Source organism: Serratia silvae (assembly GCF_023282985.1).
Classification (GTDB): Bacteria; Pseudomonadota; Gammaproteobacteria; order Enterobacterales; family Enterobacteriaceae; genus Chania; species Chania silvae.
Genome location: NZ_JAGQDC010000034.1, coordinates 1 through 19,913, shown reverse-complemented (window position 1 = coordinate 19,913; position 19,913 = coordinate 1). Strand labels below are relative to the sequence as shown.

Below are 19,913 nucleotides of genomic sequence, written 5' to 3'. Positions count from 1 at the left end.
TGATTTTGTCATGTGAGCTACCTCTGGTTAAGAGTTTACTCACTTAGCGCCGTGTCCACTATTGCTGGGTAAGATCAGTTAGCCAAACGACCTAACTCGTGAGATTTTGCAAGTGCCATCTCAAGATAGTAGTTTTTTACTTGCTCACGAAAACCGAAGTAATTATCCATATAAAACTAATTCCTTTGAAATTAGAGCTTGATCATTATATCGTGCTTACTTTAATTCCTTTGACCATGATATCAATCTCCACGAGATTGATCAAATACGACTACTTTTGGAAGCATATAAAGTGGTTCTTTTGGGTACTCCCTACTGATATGTGAGCGGTGTGAACAAAAACGGCCCAGCTTTGATGACAAAACTAGGCAGGCGCAGCATGCAGCGCCCAGACGTAGAGTAGCTAGCAGCTTCGGCCTTACAGTATAGGCCGTTTTGATGGCGATCTATAACCAGCCGGAACGCTTGAGTTTTTGGTACAAGAAGAAGCAACCGGCGACCGTGACGCCCAGCGTAGTATGGTAAGCCCAGGGGAACTTCAACTCGGGCATATCGGCGAAGTTCATGCCGTACAGGCTGAAGATCACCGTTGGAATTGCCAGAATCGCCCCCCAGCCTGCCAATCGCTTAACCACTTCGTTTTGCTTGACGGTCACCAATGCCAGATTGACGTGCATGGCGTTGGTCAGCATTTCGCGCATATCGTCTAGCGTGCTGGCGACCTGCCGGGTATGGTCCTGCACGTCGCGGACGTAGGCCCGTAGCTCTTTAGGGATCACATCCTCGTGCAGATGGATCAGCTGGTTGCAGATCTCATCCATCGGCAGGGCGGCATTACGCAAGCCGAGCAGGTGGCGGCGCAGGCTGTAGACGTTTTCGATGGCGGTTTCGTCAAACTCCGATCTGAACATGTTGGACTCGATACCTTCGATCATCGTTTCGAACTTGCCGACGATATGACGATAGTTATCGACGATAAAATCCAACACAGAATACAGCGCAAAGCCCGGCCCGTGGCATAGCTGCTTGGGGTTTTCCTCTGCCTTTGCACGGATAGGGGCATAACTGGAAGAGGCACCGTGGCGCACGCTGATCAAGAAGTTTTTACCAACGAAAAAGTGAGTTTCACCGTATTCGACCTCTTCTTTCATCCACTGCGCGGTTTTCACCACGATAAACAGTGAGTCACCGTAGGTCTCGATTTTCGGCCGTTGATGGGCGCAAAGGGCGTCTTCGATCGCCAGATCGTGCAGGCCGAACTCCTCCTGGATCTTGCGCATAAAGGCGTCTTCTGGTTGCCACAAGCCCAGCCAGATAAAGGTGTCCGGCTCTTTGACTACTTCACTGATATCGTCAATCGTCACGTCGGTCAGCCGTTTTCCGGCCTTGTACGCCACGCAGTTGATTACCATTGCTTGGGTTTCCATCGTGCTACCTGTCAGTCTGTGAGGATTTTGGTGAAAAAATAGCGTTCATGTTCTACCGGATAATCGTGTAGCGTCATCTGAAGCTGATAGCCCAGTTTTTCGTAGAATGGCCGAGCCTGGAAGCTGAAAGTATCAACTCGAGCGTAACGGCACCCCGCAGCAATCGCCTGTTGTTCTGCCGTTTGGATTATCTTCCTGCCGATCCCTTCGCCCCGTAATGTGTCGGAAACCCACAGCAGCTCGATGCTTAGCCAGCGGCCTACGGTGCTGCCGGTTAAGCCAGCAATCTTATTGCCGTTATCATCCAGGGCAAATACCCCGATGTTCTTATTCAGAATATCGCCGACGAATTGATGATTGTAGGTCATCAAATGGTTGCGGATTTCTGCGCTATCTTCCGGCTGTAGTGCGTCTGTTACGGTGATGTTCATTGTGCCTCCTGGAGGGTGTAACTAACTTAAGTACAGCAAAGGGAAAGTGCAACATATTGAAATTTAGGTGAGTTTTAGATCGGCAGCGGTAAGCACCTGGTCGGAATTCATTAAGAATATGCGCTTTACCGTGTCATCACTCAGGGGATGCGGGTCTGCATAAACTGAGTGATATCCTTTGGGAAAGCCTGCAACGGTAATTTCCTGCAGGATCCGCTGCTCTACCTGGCTTACGCCGCCTTCCAACATCACTATGTCATGACGAAAATGACGGCGTTTAAGCTGGTTGATAAACCCAGGAAAGAACTGCGGTACCAAATTGTACAGGCAGTATTCGGCAATAAAAAACTGGCCGATCAGCAGCCGTTGAGTGCTGAAAGGATCAACTCTAGAGGCGGTTTTCTGAGTATCGAGGCTTTTCAGCGTTAGATGGTTTCTACGTACCTGTAAATAAAACAATGACATACTTCTTCGTACCTCCGTTGTACGAAGTGCCCCGGCAGGGGGCACTGTAGCAATCAAGTGAGTGGGATCATTACTGCGTGTTGGTAAGCAGGGCGTGCGCACAACCGTTGATACCAGCGTTCCATATGCGGGCTGGGCTGGCGTTCGATCGGCATGGAAAACCAGGCGTAAACAAAGCTGCCGAGCGGGATATCGCCGATGCCGAACTCTTGGCCCGAGAGGTAGGGCTGCTCAGCCAACGTCCGTTCGATGATAGCAAAGTGTTGCTCCAGTTCAGCAATGGCGGCCTCAATCAGGGTCATATCACGCTTTTCGGGCGGAGTGCGAACCATGCCCCAGAACACGTTGCGGAAGGGGGCGGTGATGGTTGAGGTATTCCAGTCCATCCATTTTTCTGCCGCAGCTCGAGCCTGGAGATCCTGCGGGTAAAATGGCGACTGGCCGAACTTGGCCGCCAGATAACGCACGATGGTATTGGATTCCCACAGCACGAAATCCCCATCTTGCAACAGCGGCACCAAGCCGTTGGGGTTAAGCGAGCGGTAAGGTTCTTCGTTAACCTTGCCGTAGGCACCACCAGCGTTGATATGGGTGTAATTCAACCCTAACTCTGCGGCACACCAGCGCACTTTTTTAACGTTGTTGGAATTTTCACGGCCCCAAATGGTCAACACAAAACACCTCTTCATCGACAGGATAAAAGCAATCTTTATACCTACGCTACAAACCCGTTTTTGTCACTTTGAAATCAGCGTTCCCAGTGGCAGACTTCCCAGCCATGCTGCTCTGCTAGCGCGCTAAGATCGCTATTCGGGTTGATGACGGTGGCGCTGTCGACGTATTCCAGCATGGCTTTATCGTTAATAGAGTCGCTATAGCCGTGGCTATGGACGAATTGCAGTTCAGGGTGTTGCTGTAGCCATTGTTGCAGGCGGATGACCTTACCCTGCTGATAGGTCATGGTGCCGTAGGTATTGCCGGTAAAACGGCCCTCTGCTACTTCGACACCGATAGCCAGCGCACCATCGGCCCCCAGTTGCTCGGCGATGGGGGCAACCAGGTGTTCACCGGTTGCTGAAATGACCAGAATACAGTCGCCGCGTTCGCGATGCCATTGCATACGTTCGCGAGCCGCGGGATAGACGCGGGGCAGGATATCCCGGCGAATATAACGCTGTACCCAACCGGCGACGGTCTGGGTACTCAAGCCCACCAGAGGAACCAGCGTTGCCTGCATATAATCTTCCATCGACAGTTGGCCTTGATAATAGGACTGCATCAACAGCTGTTCTTGGCGTTCCAACTCTGCCGGGGCGAACCCTTCGGCCACCAGCCAGCGAACCCACAGGCTGGCGCTGTCATCATCAATCAGGGTTTCATCCAGGTCGAACAGGGCTAAATCCATCAATATTTCTCCGGCAAGGAATGCTCTCGGGCTACAGGATAACGGATACGCGCGGCCGCTAGCCAGTTGCCGCGGTGAAATGCGCAGAGCATAAGTAACTTTGATGACAGTGTGGCGACGGTTTGTTGAAGGTTTACATAACGTGGCGCATAGCCTGATTTCCAACCCATTTCTCTGCGATTACGTACAGTTATGTAAAAATGCAGAAAAAACGGCCTAAACCCTGCAAAAATAAGAGCAATCTAATAAACTCACAACGAGGGCACTTTTGGTGTCGCGTTGGCCCAAATGGGAGCCGTGTGATATTTCGCGGTTGGCAGCGTGGCATCGTGCCACTCTCGCTGGTTGGCTGAAAACGTGAACATGTTTGAAAGTTAACGCTATTTCAATGGTTTGAATGGACACTCTGGCGACGTCATGATGAAAAATAATCGTTCCACTCCTCTTGGTAAATTGGCCCTCAGCGTAGGTGTCATGTTGTTGGTTGTGCCTGCCGTACAGGCAGCAGAGGCTCCGGCCGCACCGCAGGTCGATGCGAAAGCCTATGTGTTGATGGATTACAACAGCGGCAAGATCTTGGCAGAAGGCAACGCGGATACCCGCCTGGATCCCGCGAGCCTGACTAAAATCATGTCCAGCTATGTGATTGGCCAGGCGATGAAAGCCGGTAAAATCAAACCGGACGATCTGGTCACCGTGGGCAAAGATGCCTGGGCAACCGGCAACCCGGTGCTGCGAGGGTCCTCCCTTATGTTTATCAAACCCGGCGACCAGGTGCCGGTATCGGAACTCAATAAAGGCATCGTCATCCAATCAGGTAACGACGCTAGCATCGCCTTGGCGGATTTTGTGGCGGGTAGCCAGGATTCGTTCGTTGGCTTGATGAACAATTACGGCAAGTCTCTTGGCCTGCAAAATACCCACTTCCTGACCGTGCATGGCCTGGATGCCGAAGGGCAGTACAGCACTGCACGCGATATGGCGTTGCTGAGCCAGGCGCTGATCCGCGACGTGCCGGATGAGTACGCGTTACATAAAGAAAAAGAGTTCACCTTCAACAAGATACGCCAGATAAACCGTAACCGCCTGCTGTGGAGTACCAACCTGAATGTGGATGGTATCAAAACCGGCTACACCGGTGGGGCCGGGCATAATCTGGTCGCCTCGGCGACCGATGGCCCAATGCGCCTGATTTCAGTGGTGCTAGGGGCTCCGAGCGACCGCGTTCGTTTTAGCGAAAGCGAGAAGTTGCTGACCTGGGGCTTCCGTTTCTATGAAACCGCAACGCCGATCAAGGCCGATAAAGCCTTCGTGACGCAGAAAGTGTGGTTTGGCGACGTGGGCGAGGTGCCGCTGGGGGTGGCGAAGGATGCCGCCGTCACTATTCCTAAAGGGCAGATGAAAAACCTGAAAGCCAGCTACAAGCTTAACCAACCGACGTTGGAAGCGCCGCTGGCGAAAAATCAGGTGGTAGGCACCATCGATTTCCAGCTGGATGGCAAAACTATCGAACAGTACCCGCTGGTGGTGATGCAGGAAGTGAAGGAAGGGAACTTCTTTAGCCGCATGTGGGACTTTGTGATGATGAAGTTAACCCAGTGGTTTGGCGGCATCTTCGGCTAATCTTGGTTTGATAAGGGGCCAACAGTGGCCCCTTTTGCTATCAGTTACACGCCACAACCTTGATGGCCAATCCGCCCTGCGATGTCTCGCGGTATTTGGCGTTCATGTCCTTGCCGGTTTCGTACATGGTTTCGATCACCTTATCCAGGCAAACGCGCGGCTCGCTGGTGCGGCGCAGTGCCATACGTGCGGCGTTGACCGCCTTCACGGCAGAAATCGCGTTACGTTCGATACAAGGCACCTGAACCTGTCCGGCCAGGGGATCGCAGGTCAAGCCAAGATGGTGCTCCATGGCAATCTCTGCGGCGATACAAACCTGCGCCGGGCTACCGCCCATCAACTCCGCCAGACCGGCCGCTGCCATTGAGCAGGCCACGCCGACTTCCCCTTGGCAGCCCACTTCGGCGCCGGAGATGGAAGCATTCATCTTATACAACGTGCCGATCACACCGGAAGCCAGGAAGTAACGGCTGTAGGAGTTGGTGTTCACCGGGCGGATAAACTGGTCGTAATACGCCAGCACCGCAGGAATAATGCCGCAGGCACCGTTGGTTGGCGCCGTCACTACCCGGCCACCTGCCGCATTCTCTTCATTGACCGCAAACGCAAACATGTTGATCCAATCCACCACGTTCATCGGGTCGATATTGTTTTTGTCACCGGTTACCAGAATACGACGCAGGGCAGCAGCACGGCGTTGTACCTTCATCGGGCCGGGCAGCAGCCCTTCGGTATTCATGCCGCGTTCGATCCCGGCACGCATCACCTGCCAGACGTCGGCAAAGTGTGCGTCGATCTCTGCTTTGCTGCGCAATGCCAGTTCGTTCTGCATCACCAACCCGGAAAGCGACAGCCCGGTATCTTTACAATGCTGCTGTAAATCCAGTGCGGAGCGATAAGGGAAGGGGACCGTGGCGCTATTGCTGGCCGATTGGCCGAAGTTTTCTTCATCAACGATAAACCCGCCGCCGATGGAGTAATAGGTTTTGCTGTGCAATAACCGATCGCCAGCATAGGCGCTGATCGACATGCCGTTTTCGTGCAGCGGCAGGTTAGTGCTATGGAAGTTCATACCGCCAGACTGCGGAAAATCGACCTCATGTTCGCCCTTTGCCAACAGCAGGCGGCCACGCTGTTCTACATCGCAAATAAAACTGGCGATGCTGTCGATGTCTACGTCATGGGGCAGATTACCCGCCAGGCCCATAATAATCGCGATATCAGTATGGTGCCCTTTGCCCGTCAGTGACAGTGAGCCGTAGACGTCAACCGCTACCCGCGTTGTATCGTGGAGCTGTCCGGCTGCAAGCAAATCATCGATAAACTGTTTACCAGCTTTCATCGGGCCGACGGTGTGGGAGCTGGAAGGGCCGATGCCAATTTTGAAAATATCGAAAACGCTGACCATAGTCTCGCTTCCTTCTTGAAGTTAATTCCCTCAGCCTGCCGTTTAGGGGGCATATGGGTAATGCTTGAGTTCGCGGCGGGGTAAGAGGGGGAGATTCGAGATAGCCGGTGCCATTGGGCACCGGCTGAGCGCTATTAACCGAACAGGGTGTACAGGATGGCAGAGATGGCAATCAGGCCCATCACGACCACAAATACGTTGCTGATGTGGCCGCTGTACTTGCGCATGGCAGGCACTTTACGGATGGCATACATCGGCATCAGGAACAGCAGCATCGCGATGATTGGGCCACCCAGGTTCTCGATCATACCCAGAATGCTTGGGTTCAGCGTGGCGACGATCCAGGTGGTCACCAGCATGAAGATGGCAGTGATGCGGTTCAGCTTGTTGGTGGTGATGGTTTTACCACGGCTTCTCATCGATTTGGCAATCATGCCGTTAAAGCCTTCACGAGCGCCGAGGTAGTGGCCCAGGAAGGATTTAGTGATGGCGATAAAGGCGATGACTGGAGCGATGTACTCGATCACCGGGTTGTTAAAGTGGTTAGCCAGGTAAGACAGGATGGAGATGTTTTGCGCTTTGGCTTCGGCCAGATCGGCCGGGGACAGGCTCAGCACGCAGCTGAAAACAAAGAACATCACGGTCAGCACCATCATGATGTGTGCGTAGCCCAGGATGCGGGAACATTTCTTCTCAGCGTCCACGCCGTACTCTTCGCGTTTTGCGACTGCAAAGGCGGAGATGATTGGTGAGTGGTTGAACGAGAACACCATAACCGGGATCGCCAGCCACAGAGTGATCACCAGGCCGTGGCCCAAGCTGCCGCCAGAACCGGCCAGTGAGACGTTTTCGAAGATGGCACTGCTCCAATTAGGGATCAGATATAGCGCCAGTAGCATCAGCACCGCAACAAACGGGAATACCAGGATACTCATGGTCTTCACGATCGCCTGCTCACCGAAACGCACGATGCCCATCAGGCCAACGATCAGGATCAGCGACAGGATGGCGCGCGGTGGCGAGGCCATACCCAACTGGTGGGTGATGAAGCTGTCCACGGTATTGGTGATCGCGACGCTATAAACCAGCAGGATTGGGTAAATGGCGAAGAAGTAGAGCAGGGTGATCAGTTTACCTGCGCTGATACCAAAGTGTTCTTCTACCACTTCGGTGATGTCTTCACCTGGGTTTTTGCCGGACAAAACGAAACGGCACAGGCCACGGTGGGCAAAGAAGGTCATCGGGAAGGCGATGATGGCCATGATGATCAGCGGGATCAAACCACCGATACCGGCGTTAATTGGCAAGAACAAGACGCCAGCGCCGATGGCGGTACCGTAGAGGCCCAACATCCACATGGTATCTGATTTACGCCAGGCCGTGCTGGAACTTGAGGCTGCAGAGGCGATAGTGCCGGTCTGTGTAGTGTCCATAAATATCTCCGAGGTGAACACGATAATTTAAAATAAAAAGAAAAACTTAAGTTTAAAATCCGCTGGTGAAATAAGTTGCTATCCGCCAGTGGTAAAATCAGTTGTTACAACTAGAGGATGAATTGCGCCTCTGAAGTGTTTATCAGGCTAATGATGTTGCTAACCTGTCCAAATGGTTTCTGCTGTTAACGTGGTCAACGCCGATGTTTCTGTCGGAGGAGCAACTGCCCACCGATTTTGTTGGCGGCAAGATAACGATTTACAGCAGAAACAACCGTGATCTTGCTCCCAAATGCGTGATGTGTGCGGTTAAACGCTTTTATTGTAAGTTTTCATGCAAATGTTGCGCGTTTGTGCGAAATATCATGCTGCAAGCGCTCTCACGAAAGCTACGGTCTTTATCCGGTTTGGATGATGTTTAGCCAGATAAAAACTTGCCTGGAATGGCAGGGAGAGCAATATATTTTATGTAATGGTTTGGATCTAGCTAAAAAGCCGGATTAAGCTGTTTTAGTGATATGGATCACGTTTAGTTATTGAAGGGGAAAGCTCTATCTGCTTGTTTTCGCTATTATTTACTGATTTTTATTGTCAATGTGGCTGGAAGGTGGCAGGCGTAATAAAACGATCTTAATCATCACATGAATAAGGATAAATCCTGATAATTTGATTAAAAATAGTCGATAATTTTTACTTAAAAGTTGGCTAAACGGAGAGCGTTAAGGCTTGGAGCCCTCTTATCTGGGTGAGACTTGATGCAAATTACTGCAATAATGTTCTGAGTGGAATAATAACGCCGGCAAGTTGTTGCAATCCATTAACCTGTAATTATCGGCCATTAGGAATATTTTAAGTTTAATTGCTCAAAAAAAATCTGAGGTTAACGAGGAATTCGCAGCCGCGTCCGCTGGTGGGCTCCTGGGAGCACGGCATAAAATCGGCAGTGAGGCCAAGATCAGAAACGTAAAGTGACCGCGTGTTGGTTGAAAAAGTCGATGAACTCGGGGTCAGGCTGACGATCGGTGATGACTTTATCGAACAATGCCAGCGGCCCGATGCAGGCAGGCTTGGTTTGGGCAAATTTGCTGTGGTCGGCGACCAGGATCTTTTGCTGCGCCTTGTCCAACGCTTTGTGTTTCATCGCCAGTTCATCAAGGTTGAAGCAGGTTGCGCCGTGCTGCAAAGTGATGCCTGCCGCTGAGATAAAGGCCACGTTAGGGCAGATGTGGTCCAACTCGTTATGTTGGCCAACAGCGGTGAAAATGTAGTTGCTCGGTTTGAATTCGCCGCCGCACAGGATCACCTTGCAGTTGGGTTTGTCCTGCAGCGCCAGGAAGGTGTTGAGTGAGTGGCAGATGGCGGTAAAGGGGAGTTCATCGGCAATGGCGTCGATAATGGCCGGGGTGGTGGTGCCACAGTCAAAGAACACCGTGTCGTTTTCGTTGACCAGCGGCGCTGCCAGCATGCCAATACGGCGCTTTTCCGCCACTTGTTTGGCTTTCTGATCGGAGACAAAGTAATTGGTCACCCCGTTGATACGCGGATCGGCTACGACATAACCCCCAAGCAAGACCACCGCCGCAGGTTCGGCACTGAGATCGCGCCGGATGGTCATTTCCGAGACGCCGAGCAGTGCGGCTGCTTCTTTTAAGTGGATCTTGTCAGAACGCTTTAGAGCCTGAACTAGCCGGTTGATACGTTCGTCGCGCCGGGTTTCCATCAGTTTTTCCTACAGGTTTATACCCCAGGTTTCTCAAGTGTGGCCGAAAGGGATAAAGGAGCCAAAAGTCTCTTTCGTTCGCTCCAACACAATAATGCGGAGTAGTGCCATAAAGGCACAACCCCGCATTAGATGTCGCTATAACTAGATAGAGCTAGCGAAAATCAGTAGCTACCTGCGTCAGCCGCATCGCCAGAAACGATCGCAACGCCCGAGCTGGTGCCGATACGAGTTGCACCGGCAGCAATCATTTTCCCTGCGGTAGCGCGATCACGCACTGCGCCAGAGGCTTTGACGCCCATCTCGCTGCCTACGGTAGCACGCATCAGTTTGACGTGGTCTTCACGAGCGCCGCCAGTGCTGAAACCGGTAGAGGTTTTAACGAAAGCGACATCCAGTTCACGACACATTTCACAAACTACAACGATTTGTTCATCGCTGAGCAGACAGGTTTCCAATATTACCTTCAACGGGATAGCCGCGCAAACTTCACGCACCGCGGCGATATCGGCCTTCACTTCGTCATTCAGGCCGCTTTTCAGCCAACCGACGTTGATCACCATGTCGATTTCCTGTGCGCCAGCGGCAATGGCAGCTTTGGCTTCGAAAGCCTTGGATACGGTCAAACCAGCCCCCAGAGGGAAACCAATAACCGAGCATACTTTAACGTTGCTTTCCTGTAACAGGTGAGCGGCCAACGGGACATAACCCGAGTTAACGCATACGGCATAGAAGTTATGCTGACGTGCTTCTTCGCACAGTTGGTTGATCTGGCTTTCCGTAGTGTCCATAGCCAGCAGGGTATGGTCGATATAGCGAGCGTAATCAATCTGTTCAGTAGTCATGGTAATTCCTCAGTGGGTGTAATAACGCTTTTGGATGTTAGTGATGTTATAATCCTAACATTCTAACATCGCGATTGGTAGCTGTATTAACACTAATTTTTCAGTCATAAGCAGAATTAATGAGCACCATCTGCTACATAATTGGCTGGTAAATGTTATTTAAATAACATAGATTATACATTGACCAATCCATTCACTGTGCAACGGCTGCCCCTGAGGAAAGAAGATGAAGACGATCGTTAATCTGAGCCCTGGATTGTTCGGCAAACAGCCGAATGAGGTGTATCGTGGCGCCGGTTTTACGGTGACCGCGTTTATGTTTCCTGGTGAGATCGCTGCCTTGGCGCTGCAAAACCAGCGGGGTACCTTAACGTTGTTGCCCTACCAGGATTTGATGATTTGGGATGCGGTGTTTGATGGCCAGTCCCTCAAATCAAAAGCTAGCCAGGTGCAGCCACGGCGTAATGATGTCCGTGGTTGCTTTGCCTCTCACCAAGGCTTGCCGACTAATCATGGTCCGGTGATTGATGTTTGGCTGGAAGTAGAGGAGGAAGCGATCACTGTGCGAGCCAGCAATGCCAGCGGCCCTTGCCGCGCCCAGCCGGCCGTCCAGCTAGCCGCCAACAGCACGCAGTTCAGTATTGAAATGGTGATCAACAACCTGGCCGAGCAGGCTCAACCATTGAGTTATATGTGCCACATGAACTATGCCTGTGAAGAGGGGGCCGTTTTCCGCCAAAATCTACCGGGCTGTGCGCTCAATATCCGTGATAATCCGCAACAGGTCATTTGCTCAGACGATCTCTCGCTGTATGTCGATCAGGCCGAGTTTTTCATGCTGGCGCCGTGCGGCAGAAGGTATGTGACCCGTTTTGCCACCGGCCAATTCAGCTATGCCGTCTTACAACGGCCACGAGCCAACTCGCGAGCCACCGCGTTTGTCCAGCCGGCAAGTTGCAGTCCTGAGGTTGCAGCGACACCGATGGCAGTGATGTTAAAAGCGGGTGAGATGCGGGAATTCCGCGTGACGACTGGCGTACTATAGCTGGCAGGGGGCAAGCCCCCTGCGGGCAGGTCTTACTCCTTCACCCATCCTTTACGGATCGGGAAAGCGAACAGGAAATGGTATAGGCGCTCCAGACGTTGGGCGATGGCATCACCAAACAGGTTCCACACCAATTGGGCAAACAGACAACCCACACAGCCCAGTAGGAAGCCGCCCACCATATCCAGCGGCCAGTGCACGCCGAGGAATACGCGGGACCAGGCAATAGCGACTGCCACAGCCATCAGCAAAAGACCGGACCAGGTGCGATGCCAGCATAGGAAGGCCAGGGCGAAGGTGAAGATGGCGGTGCCATGATCGCTGGGGAAAGAACTGTCTGGTGCATGCGCCAGGAAGGTATAGCCGATACTGGCGACAAACGGGCGTTCATGGGGCAACAGCGCACCGATAGTGGCCGAAGCGCTCATGGCAAATAGCAGGGCAATGGTCGTTTTGGCTACCACTTCTCGCTGTGTTGCCAGTTGGCCATGCGCCCCCCAGAACCACAGGCCGACAATCAGCAGCGGGATAATGGCGATCAGATCCCGTGCGATGAAAGTGGCAAGACCGATCAACCATTCCGGGCTGGCCGGAGTGGCATCGATCCAGGCGAAAAGAAGATAGTTCAACTGCTCCATTAAGTATTACCTCGTCTTACGGCGGAAATAGCCGCTAATACACCAATAAACAGCCATCTGGCTGAACCAAACCCACCACCCGGCCCACAGGTTATGGGAAAGAAAATGTGCACCCCGCATGATCTGGCCAAAGCCCATAAGCATGCCAAGCGTGATGCCGCCCAGCCAGCACCAGTAAGCCAGGCGCGGGCGTTGCGGATAAAACAGAAAGAACAGTGCCATCACGGCGAAACCGCTGGAAGCGTGGCCTCCGGGGAAGCAACGGCCTGGCCCCGGAAACGCTGGCGTGGCGCCAAACAGGGGAAACGACATTGCCTTGCCACCGTATTCCAGCAGGTCCCAAGGGCAGGAGTGTGCGCTGGTGGCTTTCAGGATCCCCACCACCAATGGCCCAATGCCGATTAACAACATGGTGACGATCAGCCGCGGGTTACGGCGATAAATTCCCCAAAACAGCGCCAGCACCGCCCCAGTGATAACCGAAATCTTTAACAACCGATGGTTGATCAGATCCAGCCAGTAACTGTTCTGCCAAGGAAAACGCTGGTTGGCGGCGTCATACCAATAATTACTGACTGCCCAATCCAACTGTTCATTGCGTGACAGCCAGATAAACAACAGTGCAGCTACCATCAGCCCAAAGGCTTGCCAACGGTAAAAGGATGCAGGCAAGGAGTAAAGGGCATCAGTCTTAATTTGGTTGGCCGTTGAGGATTGATTTAATGAAGATTGTTTGGCGTTTGATGGGTTCACTTGGTGGCTCATAGGCGGTAATGGATCAGGCTACTGTAATCATTCCTCCTTAAGAAAACCTTAATAGATGGCAAGCGGTTCGGGGAAGATATCCAGATTTGGCCTATAATTTAACGGCGTAAAGTATGCTAGCGTAGTTGGGTATTAGTTTATGAATTGCAAGGATAAAAAATGAACAAGCTTTCTATGATAGTGACCAGCCTGCTGATGGCCGCATCTGTCAGCGCCGTTGCCGCAACCCCCGCCAGTAATGACGATCTCAATATGCAGCCGTTGGAAAAAGTAGCACCTTTCCCGAAAGCGGAGCCGGGGATGAGCCGGCAGGTCATTTATTTGCCCAAGCAGGAGAATGAAGAAAACTTTAAGGTTGAGCTGCTGATAGGCCAAATGCTGGAGGTGGATTGCAACCGCCACATGATGGGAGGCAACCTGGAGAGCAAAACGCTGGCCGGTTGGGGTTACGACTATTTTGTGCTGGCGAAGCTCTCGCCTCCAGCCTCTACCATGATGGCTTGCCCGGATAATACCAAGCGTCAGGAGTTCGTTGCCGCTCATCTGGGGGATGCCGCGATGCAGCGCTATAACAGCCGCTTGCCAATCGTGGTTTACGTGCCGAAGGACGTCGAGGTGCGCTATCGCATCTGGTCAGCCAGCGAAACGACTGGTCGTGCGGTAATTAAATAAACGACTGCATACTACGCTATGTAGGGCGCCGCAAAAATGCTGCGCCCAATCGGGTAATCAATGGTTAGCTAAGGCTCGCTATGGCGCTTAAGACGCTTGGGAATCCAGTTTTCCTGGTTTTGCACCACTTCCTGCGCCTTGGTATAGTTTTCAATCAATTGTTGGTAGGCCGGGAAAATATGGGTGTAGACTTCTGCCCACGCCATGGCATCCTCACGATCCCAGGTGCGTTGTAACTCGGAACCGACACCAGCCTGTACGACTCGCGCTAGAGTAATTTCCTGAGCCATTTTGGAGTAAGTGCCTGAGGCATCAACGACAGCAAAGACTTTATAGCCTTCATAGACTGCGCTGATTGCAGGGAATGCCATACATACGCTGGTAATGGTGCCAGCAATAATCAACGTCTTGCGCCCGGTAGCTTTAACCGCGGCAACAAACTCAGGATTATCCCAGGCGTTGATTTCGCCCTTGCGTGCAACATATCATTGGCATCAATAACAGGACGCTGGCCATTAAAGTTAGCTGGAGTACTCATCGTCAATCCTCCCAATTAGTGGTTGTTCGTCACATGATTATCTGTGGCAGCAGGGATGTCCTGTGCATATGAGAGAGTTTAGCCACGTGCAGATTTTGCAGTAGTGCCTGATGCAGAAATGGATTGTTCCAGTAGTAGAACGATAAGAGGATGAGCAGCCACTCTCAGGCTAGACTAGAATTAATAGGTAGGTTATCAGGCTGGGTATTAGGTAATACGGAGGGCCGACAATATGACTTATCAACATATCGCTATTGCAACCGATCTGAGCGACGATGCCGAACTTCTGGTGCGTAAGGGGTCTGAATTGGCTGGTGTACTGCAGGCCAAGCTGTCGTTGATTTATATTGATGAGCAAGCCAACCACTATAGCGAGTTTGGTAGTGGCGAATTCAACTATACCGATAAGACCTTCTCCGAACGAGTGAAGAACATGCTTAACGCTATTCAGCAGCAGGCGGAGTATCCCATCAGTGAAGTGATCATTGGCCGTGGTGAACTAAGCGAAGCGCTGAACAATGCTATTAGTGAAAAGGGGATTGATTTGGTGATTTTTGGTCACCACCACGATATGTGGAGCCGTTTAGTATCCAGTACGCGTCGCACGATCAACCATATTGTGGTTGATATGCTGGTGGTGCCAATCGAAAAACATTGATGGGGGAGTGTTGAATCTTAGCGGCATTGAGAAAGGCATCACAATAATTAGGCCTGAGCAGTGATAGCGTTCGGCCATGGCTATAGGCCGATCGCTATCACTTCGGAACTGTTTCAATAGCCCGCTATTATGTTATTCTGCATAATAGCAAGGGGTGCTTATCGGATTATTCTGTTGAAGGGAAGCTTCTTTTCACGAGGTAATTCAGTACATCAATCTCATCATTGAGCATTTTCGTGGGGATGTTTTTTAGAATTTCATTTCTAACATCGGTTCTTATAAAGAAGAGTGACGTATTTGAATGGAAAAAAGGGTCCATCAGGTAAATAGAAACGCCGCCATTGTATAACTCCATATAGTCACTGCCGATAAAGGAGGTTTTCTTTATGGTAGTGGTGTATTTACTGGCTAGAATTGCACTGATAAGACTAAACTGATCGTTTTTAAATTGTAACTGCAGTGCGGATAAATTCTTATTCTGATCGAACAAGACAAAAACATCTTTGGTACTTTCAAAAATAATATCGCTTCGTTTGTCCTTGTTGTTATCGGGTGTTTCTTTATAGATGTTTCCTCTCAGTTCGTTATTAAAACCCACATTTACCGCTTCCGGGTGAGTCGCCTTAAACGTATCCTCCGTTGTCTGACCAAACTTCACCGTAAGAGTGCCTGTGCTGACTGCGCTTAAGTTCCCACAAAAAAAGGAACTGGTTAAAACCAGAAAAAGGTAACCTAAAAAACTCACTTTCATGATGCAATCCTATAAATCCTTTCGGGATTGTGAAATGATGCATAAAAAATCATTAAACTGCCAAAACTCGGTGTTTTATTTCTGGTGCTGTTATTGTATTGGTTTTACATGCTCACCTCCCTGGCATTAATGATATTTGTAACCGATGACAGACTCCCTTCGTTGAGCGACAATACCTCGGTGTTTCACTACGTTGTCATTAAAAGAATAGTGTTGTCAATAACCTCGATAGGTTAAATTCTGTCAGTTTAAAATATGAGATAGGGTTAACGCTATTGGTAACAGATGTCTCCTCCTGCGTTCATGTACATCTACCTTCAGTATTTTATATCGCATTAATATTTCTGTTAGGATACTTTGACCAATAAACAATATGCTGTTGGTGTAAACGTGCTGATCGACATTTATGTGTCGTACCGACAGGGCTGAGTATAAGGCATACTTGGGCGTATCACATCATCTATGTAATCTGCACAACCAGCCTCAATATAAGTCTGGTTAAATGTTGATGCATCCTGATGCATTAATAGAGAGATTTACAGGCCGGTGTAGCGAAGGTTGTCGGCCTGGGAAAGTATGTAACCAGGTAGCCCGCCATTGTCTTACCCTAACGTTCGGAGTTAGAAGTGTTATTGGGTGGATATAAATTAGTTTGTATATCAATTTGTTACTGACTTACTAAGCATCAAGCAAGCTTCGAATTATCAGCTGTGCAATGAAAATTAATAGTTGCAAACTGTATATACATACAGATAATTGTCAGTGTCGGAGGAAGCAAGGTGGCATTTATGAGGACTAACATGAAATTTATCGCAACTGGACAACATCGAAGTGAGTATCCAGATCCTATCACGTTCACAAGTGGAACTCCGCTTTTTATAGGGGATATGTATGAGGGCGATGAAGGTTGGGATAATTGGTATTTCTGTACAGTGCCTGATCATCCCGGTGGATGGGTTCCAGAACAACTCATAGAACGAAGCAACAAACCTGGCCATGGTATAGCGAAAGATGACTATACGGCCAAAGAACTTGATGTTAATGAAGGAGATGAGTTGCTGGCGATAAAATTCTTAAATGGCTGGGTATGGTGCCAGAGACTTTCAGATCAAGATAGTGGTTGGGTACCGAAAAGCATTCTTAAGAACATCAAATGAGGCCATTATTTTACATCAGAGTCTGAGTGGCGACGAATTCTAGGCTGTGTCCCCCAATTGATTGTGGCACCGTCGCAGTCCCCAAAGCCTTAAGACATTACTAACATCGCGGTGTGTAAATCAATGGGGTGCAGGTCAATCTGACTAGCAGCCTGAGAATGCAGGCTTTTTATGGCAGCAAAACGAGTGTCACCACTCACTAAAACGACGATTTCTAACTAACTGTTTTTGAAGTATGTAAAATTCAGGCAACAAAAAACCCGCTAATCTTGAACCTAAAAAGGCGGGACTAACGGGCTCCACAAAATGGGGACATCAAAGAAAAGCAGTGGCACTAATTCAGACTATGTCCTAATCGAAAAGTTCTGCCTGTTGCTAGAAAAATCAAAAAATATTTCGCTGTGGTACCACTTCTCAGGTCGCCTCGCTACCCCATGATACCTGGCCAGATCACCACGATGAGCGAACCTGCCAAGGTTAACAACACGTTAGCGATGGCGTAGGTGCCTGCATATCCCAACGCAGGAATATTACTACGTGCAGTGTCGCTAATGATTTCCATCGCCGGGGCGCAGGTACGTGCCCCCATGATGGCACCAAACAGCAGGGCACGGTTCATACGCAGAATGTAGGCTCCGAACAGGAAGCAGATCACTACCGGTACCAGGCTGACGATCAAGCCTGCTATGAGCATCTGGCCACCGACTGCGCCAAGGGTATTGCCGATACCGCCCCCTGCGCTCAGGCCCACACCGGCCATAAACACCATCAGGCCGAACTCTTTCACCATGTTCAACGCGCCTTGAGGGATATAACCAAAGGTCGGGTGGTTGGCGCGCAGGAAGCCCAGCATGATGCCGGACATCAATAGCCCTGCTGCGTTGCCGATGCCAAAAGAGAAGCTGCTGGTGAACTGAATGGTGATTTGGCCAATCAGCAGGCCGATGATAAAGAAGGCGCAGAATGCCAGCAGATCGGTGACCTGGCTATGAATGGAGATAAAGCCGATCTTCTCTGCCACGCTTTTTACCCGGCGGGCATCGCCGCTAACCTGCAGCACATCGCCTTTGTTCAACACGATGCTGTCATCGATCGGCATTTCAATCTGGCTACGGATCACGCGGTTCAAGAAGCAGCCATGATCGGTCAGCTTCAACTGGCTCAAGCGCTTGCCTACCGCATTGCTGTTTTTTACTACGATCTCTTCGGTCACTATGCGCATATCCAATAGATCGCGGTCGAACACTTCCTTACCGTTGCGGAAGCTGGGATCCAAGCGTGCGTGAGCATCAGGGTAGCCGACCAGTGAGATTTCATCCCCAACCTGTAACACTGCATCCCCGTCCGGATTGGCCAGAATGCCGTTGCGGCGAATTCGTTCGATGTAACAACCGGTTTGGCGGTAAATGCCGAGTTCGCGCAGGTTTTTGCCGTCTGCCCAGGCAACCAGTTCCTGGCCAACGCGATAGGCGCGGATCACCGGCAAATAAACTTTGCGCTGGCTATCGGTATCCAGGCCGCGCTCACGGGCGATTTGTTGGGCAGAGGTAGAGAGATCCTGATGCTGCAGTTTTGGCAGGTAACGAGCGCCGAAAATCAGGCTGACCAGGCCAATCAGGTAGGTCAGGGCATAGCCCAGGCTCAGGTGATCTTGAGCGGCAAGCAGCGCCGGGCCGCTGGTGAAGGTATTACGCAGCGTATCGCCTGCACCGACCAACACTGGTGTGGAAGTCATCGAACCGGCGAGCATGCCAGCAGTAAGGCCGATATCCCAGCGGAACAGCTTACCCAGACCGATGGCGATTACCATCGCTGAACCGACCATCACCAGCGCCAGCATGAAGTAGTTTTTGCCGTCGCGGAAAAAAATCGAGAAGAAATTGGGGCCAGCTTCAACGCCGACGCAAAAAATAAACAGCATGAAACCGAGGCTTAACGCTTCGGTGTTAATGGCAAAGTGCTGCTGGCCAAGCAACAGCGAGACCACTAAAACGCCAATGGAATTACCGAGTTGAACGGAACCCAGACGAACCTTTCCGAGGCAGAGTCCGAGGGCGAGTACCACAAACAGTAACAGGATGTAGTTACCATTTAACAAACTAGCGACGTTTATGTTCACGGGGGATAACTTATTGTTTACCAGTAAGTGCTTGATGTAGAACACTATAAGAGTTAAATTCACCCATAGAGCATAGGGATAAAACTCATATAACAACCAACCATTGGAAGGCGAGCCGAACCATCGAACGGCGGCGTTTATTCTAGCCGTTATCACGTATGACAGCCAGAATAAAACTGTGTTTTTATACGTATTTAACCCTTTTTGACCAAGGAAAAAGTTCAGCCAGCGCTGCCGATTTCGGCTGCGTATCGCAAGGTCTTTGCGATACGGCTGTTTTTTTACGATGTAGTCAGCGGTCACATCGCGATATCCGTCGTTTTTCGGGTATGGAGGGGAGAGGTGGATGGTGAGTTATCGATACTGGGTGGGGATTTTCAGCTGTTTTCTGCTGTTTAGCCTGGTTTTTCTTAGCCAGAAGAGCGGTAGCATCGGCGTGACAGAATCCGAGCATCATGGTGAAACCGGTTTGCTGTTGTTTATTATTCCCGGTTTTGTCGCCAGCTATTTTTCGAGTAAGCAGCGTATTCTGTGTCCCTTGCTTGGTGCACTGTGTGCGGTACCGCTGTGTTTGATCATTCGCCACTTTTGGTTGACGTCCGGCCATTCGTTTTGGCAGGAGTTGGCTTACGCGGTCAGCGCCGTGTTTTGGTGTGTTTTGGGTGGGATGTTGTATTTATTAATGCGCGCGATGTTGGATGCGTTGCAACAGTTCTATCGGCGGCAAAAACCCTAATGACTAGTCCTGGTATAGGTTGACACTTTTTTGCCTGTAAAACGCCTGATGCACCGCATCGGGCGTTTTGTATTTTA

The 19,913-nt window shown here is 50.7% G+C and carries 19 protein-coding genes and 1 pseudogene; 6 read left to right on the top strand and 14 right to left on the bottom strand.

The genetic code is table 11. The features are described from left to right. Positions 1-446: 446 nt before the first annotated feature. The 5 genes from KAJ71_RS22800 to KAJ71_RS22780 all read right to left on the bottom strand — a co-directional run bounded on the left by KAJ71_RS22800 (position 447) and on the right by KAJ71_RS22780 (position 3,728). Positions 447-1,427 (bottom strand): magnesium and cobalt transport protein CorA, encoded by a 981-nt coding sequence (locus KAJ71_RS22800; RefSeq protein ID WP_248947738.1) that lies wholly within the window; start codon positions 1,425-1,427, stop codon positions 447-449. Positions 1,428-1,438: 11 nt separating this feature from the next. Continuing rightward, positions 1,439-1,858 (bottom strand): GNAT family N-acetyltransferase, encoded by a 420-nt coding sequence (locus tag KAJ71_RS22795; protein WP_248947737.1) that lies wholly within the window; start codon positions 1,856-1,858, stop codon positions 1,439-1,441. A 63-nt stretch (positions 1,859-1,921) separates the two neighbouring features. Next, a complete protein-coding gene (locus KAJ71_RS22790; RefSeq protein WP_248947736.1) occupies positions 1,922-2,323 on the bottom strand; it encodes a hypothetical protein in 402 nt (133 codons plus the stop codon). A gap of 53 nt (positions 2,324-2,376) precedes the next feature. Further along, positions 2,377-2,997, bottom strand: coding sequence for a glutathione S-transferase family protein (locus KAJ71_RS22785; RefSeq protein WP_248947735.1), 621 nt, complete (start codon positions 2,995-2,997; stop codon positions 2,377-2,379). A gap of 74 nt (positions 2,998-3,071) precedes the next feature. Further along, the gene (locus KAJ71_RS22780; protein WP_248947734.1) at positions 3,072-3,728 is read right to left on the bottom strand and encodes an HAD family hydrolase; all 657 of its coding nucleotides are present in this window, start codon (positions 3,726-3,728) and stop codon (positions 3,072-3,074) included. A 417-nt stretch (positions 3,729-4,145) separates the two neighbouring features. Here KAJ71_RS22780 and KAJ71_RS22775 point away from each other — a divergent pair, with 417 nt between their 5' ends. Then, positions 4,146-5,351: a serine hydrolase gene (locus KAJ71_RS22775; protein ID WP_248947733.1), complete on the top strand. Its 1,206-nt coding sequence runs from the start codon at positions 4,146-4,148 to the stop codon at positions 5,349-5,351. Positions 5,352-5,391: 40 nt separating this feature from the next. Here KAJ71_RS22775 and KAJ71_RS22770 read toward each other — a convergent pair whose 3' ends face one another. The 4 genes from KAJ71_RS22770 to deoC all read right to left on the bottom strand — a co-directional run bounded on the left by KAJ71_RS22770 (position 5,392) and on the right by deoC (position 10,757). Further along, positions 5,392-6,759 (bottom strand): L-serine ammonia-lyase, encoded by a 1,368-nt coding sequence (locus KAJ71_RS22770; RefSeq protein WP_248947732.1) that lies wholly within the window; start codon positions 6,757-6,759, stop codon positions 5,392-5,394. A gap of 134 nt (positions 6,760-6,893) precedes the next feature. Beyond that, positions 6,894-8,192 (bottom strand): HAAAP family serine/threonine permease, encoded by a 1,299-nt coding sequence (locus tag KAJ71_RS22765; protein WP_248947731.1) that lies wholly within the window; start codon positions 8,190-8,192, stop codon positions 6,894-6,896. A 955-nt stretch (positions 8,193-9,147) separates the two neighbouring features. Next, positions 9,148-9,912 carry a DNA-binding transcriptional repressor DeoR gene (gene deoR / locus KAJ71_RS22760; RefSeq protein WP_065685372.1) on the bottom strand — a complete coding sequence of 255 codons (765 nt, stop codon included), beginning with the start codon at positions 9,910-9,912 and terminating at the stop codon, positions 9,148-9,150. A gap of 164 nt (positions 9,913-10,076) precedes the next feature. Next, positions 10,077-10,757: a deoxyribose-phosphate aldolase gene (deoC, locus tag KAJ71_RS22755; protein ID WP_024528622.1), complete on the bottom strand. Its 681-nt coding sequence runs from the start codon at positions 10,755-10,757 to the stop codon at positions 10,077-10,079. Between the two features lie 226 nt (positions 10,758-10,983). Between deoC and KAJ71_RS22750 the strand changes: the two genes are divergently transcribed. Then, positions 10,984-11,802 carry an aldose epimerase family protein gene (locus KAJ71_RS22750; RefSeq protein WP_248947730.1) on the top strand — a complete coding sequence of 273 codons (819 nt, stop codon included), beginning with the start codon at positions 10,984-10,986 and terminating at the stop codon, positions 11,800-11,802. A 32-nt stretch (positions 11,803-11,834) separates the two neighbouring features. Here KAJ71_RS22750 and ybjG read toward each other — a convergent pair whose 3' ends face one another. Both ybjG and KAJ71_RS22740 read right to left on the bottom strand, forming a co-directional pair. Then, complete coding sequence (ybjG, locus tag KAJ71_RS22745; RefSeq protein ID WP_248947729.1) at positions 11,835-12,440, bottom strand: undecaprenyl-diphosphate phosphatase; 606 nt, start codon at positions 12,438-12,440, stop codon at positions 11,835-11,837. A 6-nt stretch (positions 12,441-12,446) separates the two neighbouring features. Continuing rightward, entirely contained in the window at positions 12,447-13,205 is a 759-nt protein-coding gene (locus KAJ71_RS22740; RefSeq protein WP_248947728.1) for a phosphatase PAP2 family protein, read from the bottom strand. A 159-nt stretch (positions 13,206-13,364) separates the two neighbouring features. Between KAJ71_RS22740 and eco the strand changes: the two genes are divergently transcribed. Further along, positions 13,365-13,877 carry a serine protease inhibitor ecotin gene (gene eco / locus KAJ71_RS22735; protein ID WP_248947727.1) on the top strand — a complete coding sequence of 171 codons (513 nt, stop codon included), beginning with the start codon at positions 13,365-13,367 and terminating at the stop codon, positions 13,875-13,877. A gap of 87 nt (positions 13,878-13,964) precedes the next feature. Here the strand turns inward: eco and KAJ71_RS22730 are convergent. Next, positions 13,965-14,362 (bottom strand): annotated as a pseudogene (locus KAJ71_RS22730) (isochorismatase family protein); the annotation flags it as partial. Between the two features lie 285 nt (positions 14,363-14,647). On the opposite strand from KAJ71_RS22730, the gene KAJ71_RS22725 reads away from it, so the two are divergent. After that, positions 14,648-15,073: a universal stress protein gene (locus KAJ71_RS22725; RefSeq protein WP_248947726.1), complete on the top strand. Its 426-nt coding sequence runs from the start codon at positions 14,648-14,650 to the stop codon at positions 15,071-15,073. 166 nt (positions 15,074-15,239) lie between these two features. Here KAJ71_RS22725 and KAJ71_RS22720 read toward each other — a convergent pair whose 3' ends face one another. Further along, the gene (locus KAJ71_RS22720) at positions 15,240-15,824 is read right to left on the bottom strand and encodes a hypothetical protein (protein ID WP_248947725.1); all 585 of its coding nucleotides are present in this window, start codon (positions 15,822-15,824) and stop codon (positions 15,240-15,242) included. A gap of 800 nt (positions 15,825-16,624) precedes the next feature. Between KAJ71_RS22720 and KAJ71_RS22715 the strand changes: the two genes are divergently transcribed. Further along, positions 16,625-16,981 carry an SH3 domain-containing protein gene (locus KAJ71_RS22715; RefSeq protein WP_174333470.1) on the top strand — a complete coding sequence of 119 codons (357 nt, stop codon included), beginning with the start codon at positions 16,625-16,627 and terminating at the stop codon, positions 16,979-16,981. Positions 16,982-17,408: 427 nt separating this feature from the next. Here the strand turns inward: KAJ71_RS22715 and KAJ71_RS22710 are convergent, their stop codons facing one another. Next, positions 17,409-19,100: an aspartate:alanine antiporter gene (locus tag KAJ71_RS22710; protein WP_248947724.1), complete on the bottom strand. Its 1,692-nt coding sequence runs from the start codon at positions 19,098-19,100 to the stop codon at positions 17,409-17,411. A 346-nt stretch (positions 19,101-19,446) separates the two neighbouring features. Between KAJ71_RS22710 and KAJ71_RS22705 the strand changes: the two genes are divergently transcribed. Continuing rightward, positions 19,447-19,836 (top strand): inner membrane protein YbjM, encoded by a 390-nt coding sequence (locus KAJ71_RS22705; protein ID WP_248947723.1) that lies wholly within the window; start codon positions 19,447-19,449, stop codon positions 19,834-19,836. Positions 19,837-19,913 lie beyond the last annotated feature (77 nt).

Coding starts and splice junctions, on each gene's coding strand:
- KAJ71_RS22750 (WP_248947730.1), top strand. CDS start 10,984: ATGAAGACGATCGTTAATCTGAGCCCTGGATTGTTCGGCAAACAGCCG.
- KAJ71_RS22720 (WP_248947725.1), bottom strand. CDS start 15,824: ATGAAAGTGAGTTTTTTAGGTTACCTTTTTCTGGTTTTAACCAGTTCC.
- KAJ71_RS22705 (WP_248947723.1), top strand. CDS start 19,447: ATGGTGAGTTATCGATACTGGGTGGGGATTTTCAGCTGTTTTCTGCTG.
- deoR (WP_065685372.1), bottom strand. CDS start 9,912: ATGGAAACCCGGCGCGACGAACGTATCAACCGGCTAGTTCAGGCTCTA.
- KAJ71_RS22725 (WP_248947726.1), top strand. CDS start 14,648: ATGACTTATCAACATATCGCTATTGCAACCGATCTGAGCGACGATGCC.
- ybjG (WP_248947729.1), bottom strand. CDS start 12,440: ATGGAGCAGTTGAACTATCTTCTTTTCGCCTGGATCGATGCCACTCCG.
- eco (WP_248947727.1), top strand. CDS start 13,365: ATGAACAAGCTTTCTATGATAGTGACCAGCCTGCTGATGGCCGCATCT.
- KAJ71_RS22765 (WP_248947731.1), bottom strand. CDS start 8,192: ATGGACACTACACAGACCGGCACTATCGCCTCTGCAGCCTCAAGTTCC.
- KAJ71_RS22800 (WP_248947738.1), bottom strand. CDS start 1,427: ATGGAAACCCAAGCAATGGTAATCAACTGCGTGGCGTACAAGGCCGGA.
- KAJ71_RS22740 (WP_248947728.1), bottom strand. CDS start 13,205: ATGAGCCACCAAGTGAACCCATCAAACGCCAAACAATCTTCATTAAAT.
- deoC (WP_024528622.1), bottom strand. CDS start 10,757: ATGACTACTGAACAGATTGATTACGCTCGCTATATCGACCATACCCTG.
- KAJ71_RS22790 (WP_248947736.1), bottom strand. CDS start 2,323: ATGTCATTGTTTTATTTACAGGTACGTAGAAACCATCTAACGCTGAAA.
- KAJ71_RS22780 (WP_248947734.1), bottom strand. CDS start 3,728: ATGGATTTAGCCCTGTTCGACCTGGATGAAACCCTGATTGATGATGAC.
- KAJ71_RS22715 (WP_174333470.1), top strand. CDS start 16,625: ATGAAATTTATCGCAACTGGACAACATCGAAGTGAGTATCCAGATCCT.
- KAJ71_RS22770 (WP_248947732.1), bottom strand. CDS start 6,759: ATGGTCAGCGTTTTCGATATTTTCAAAATTGGCATCGGCCCTTCCAGC.
- KAJ71_RS22795 (WP_248947737.1), bottom strand. CDS start 1,858: ATGAACATCACCGTAACAGACGCACTACAGCCGGAAGATAGCGCAGAA.
- KAJ71_RS22775 (WP_248947733.1), top strand. CDS start 4,146: ATGATGAAAAATAATCGTTCCACTCCTCTTGGTAAATTGGCCCTCAGC.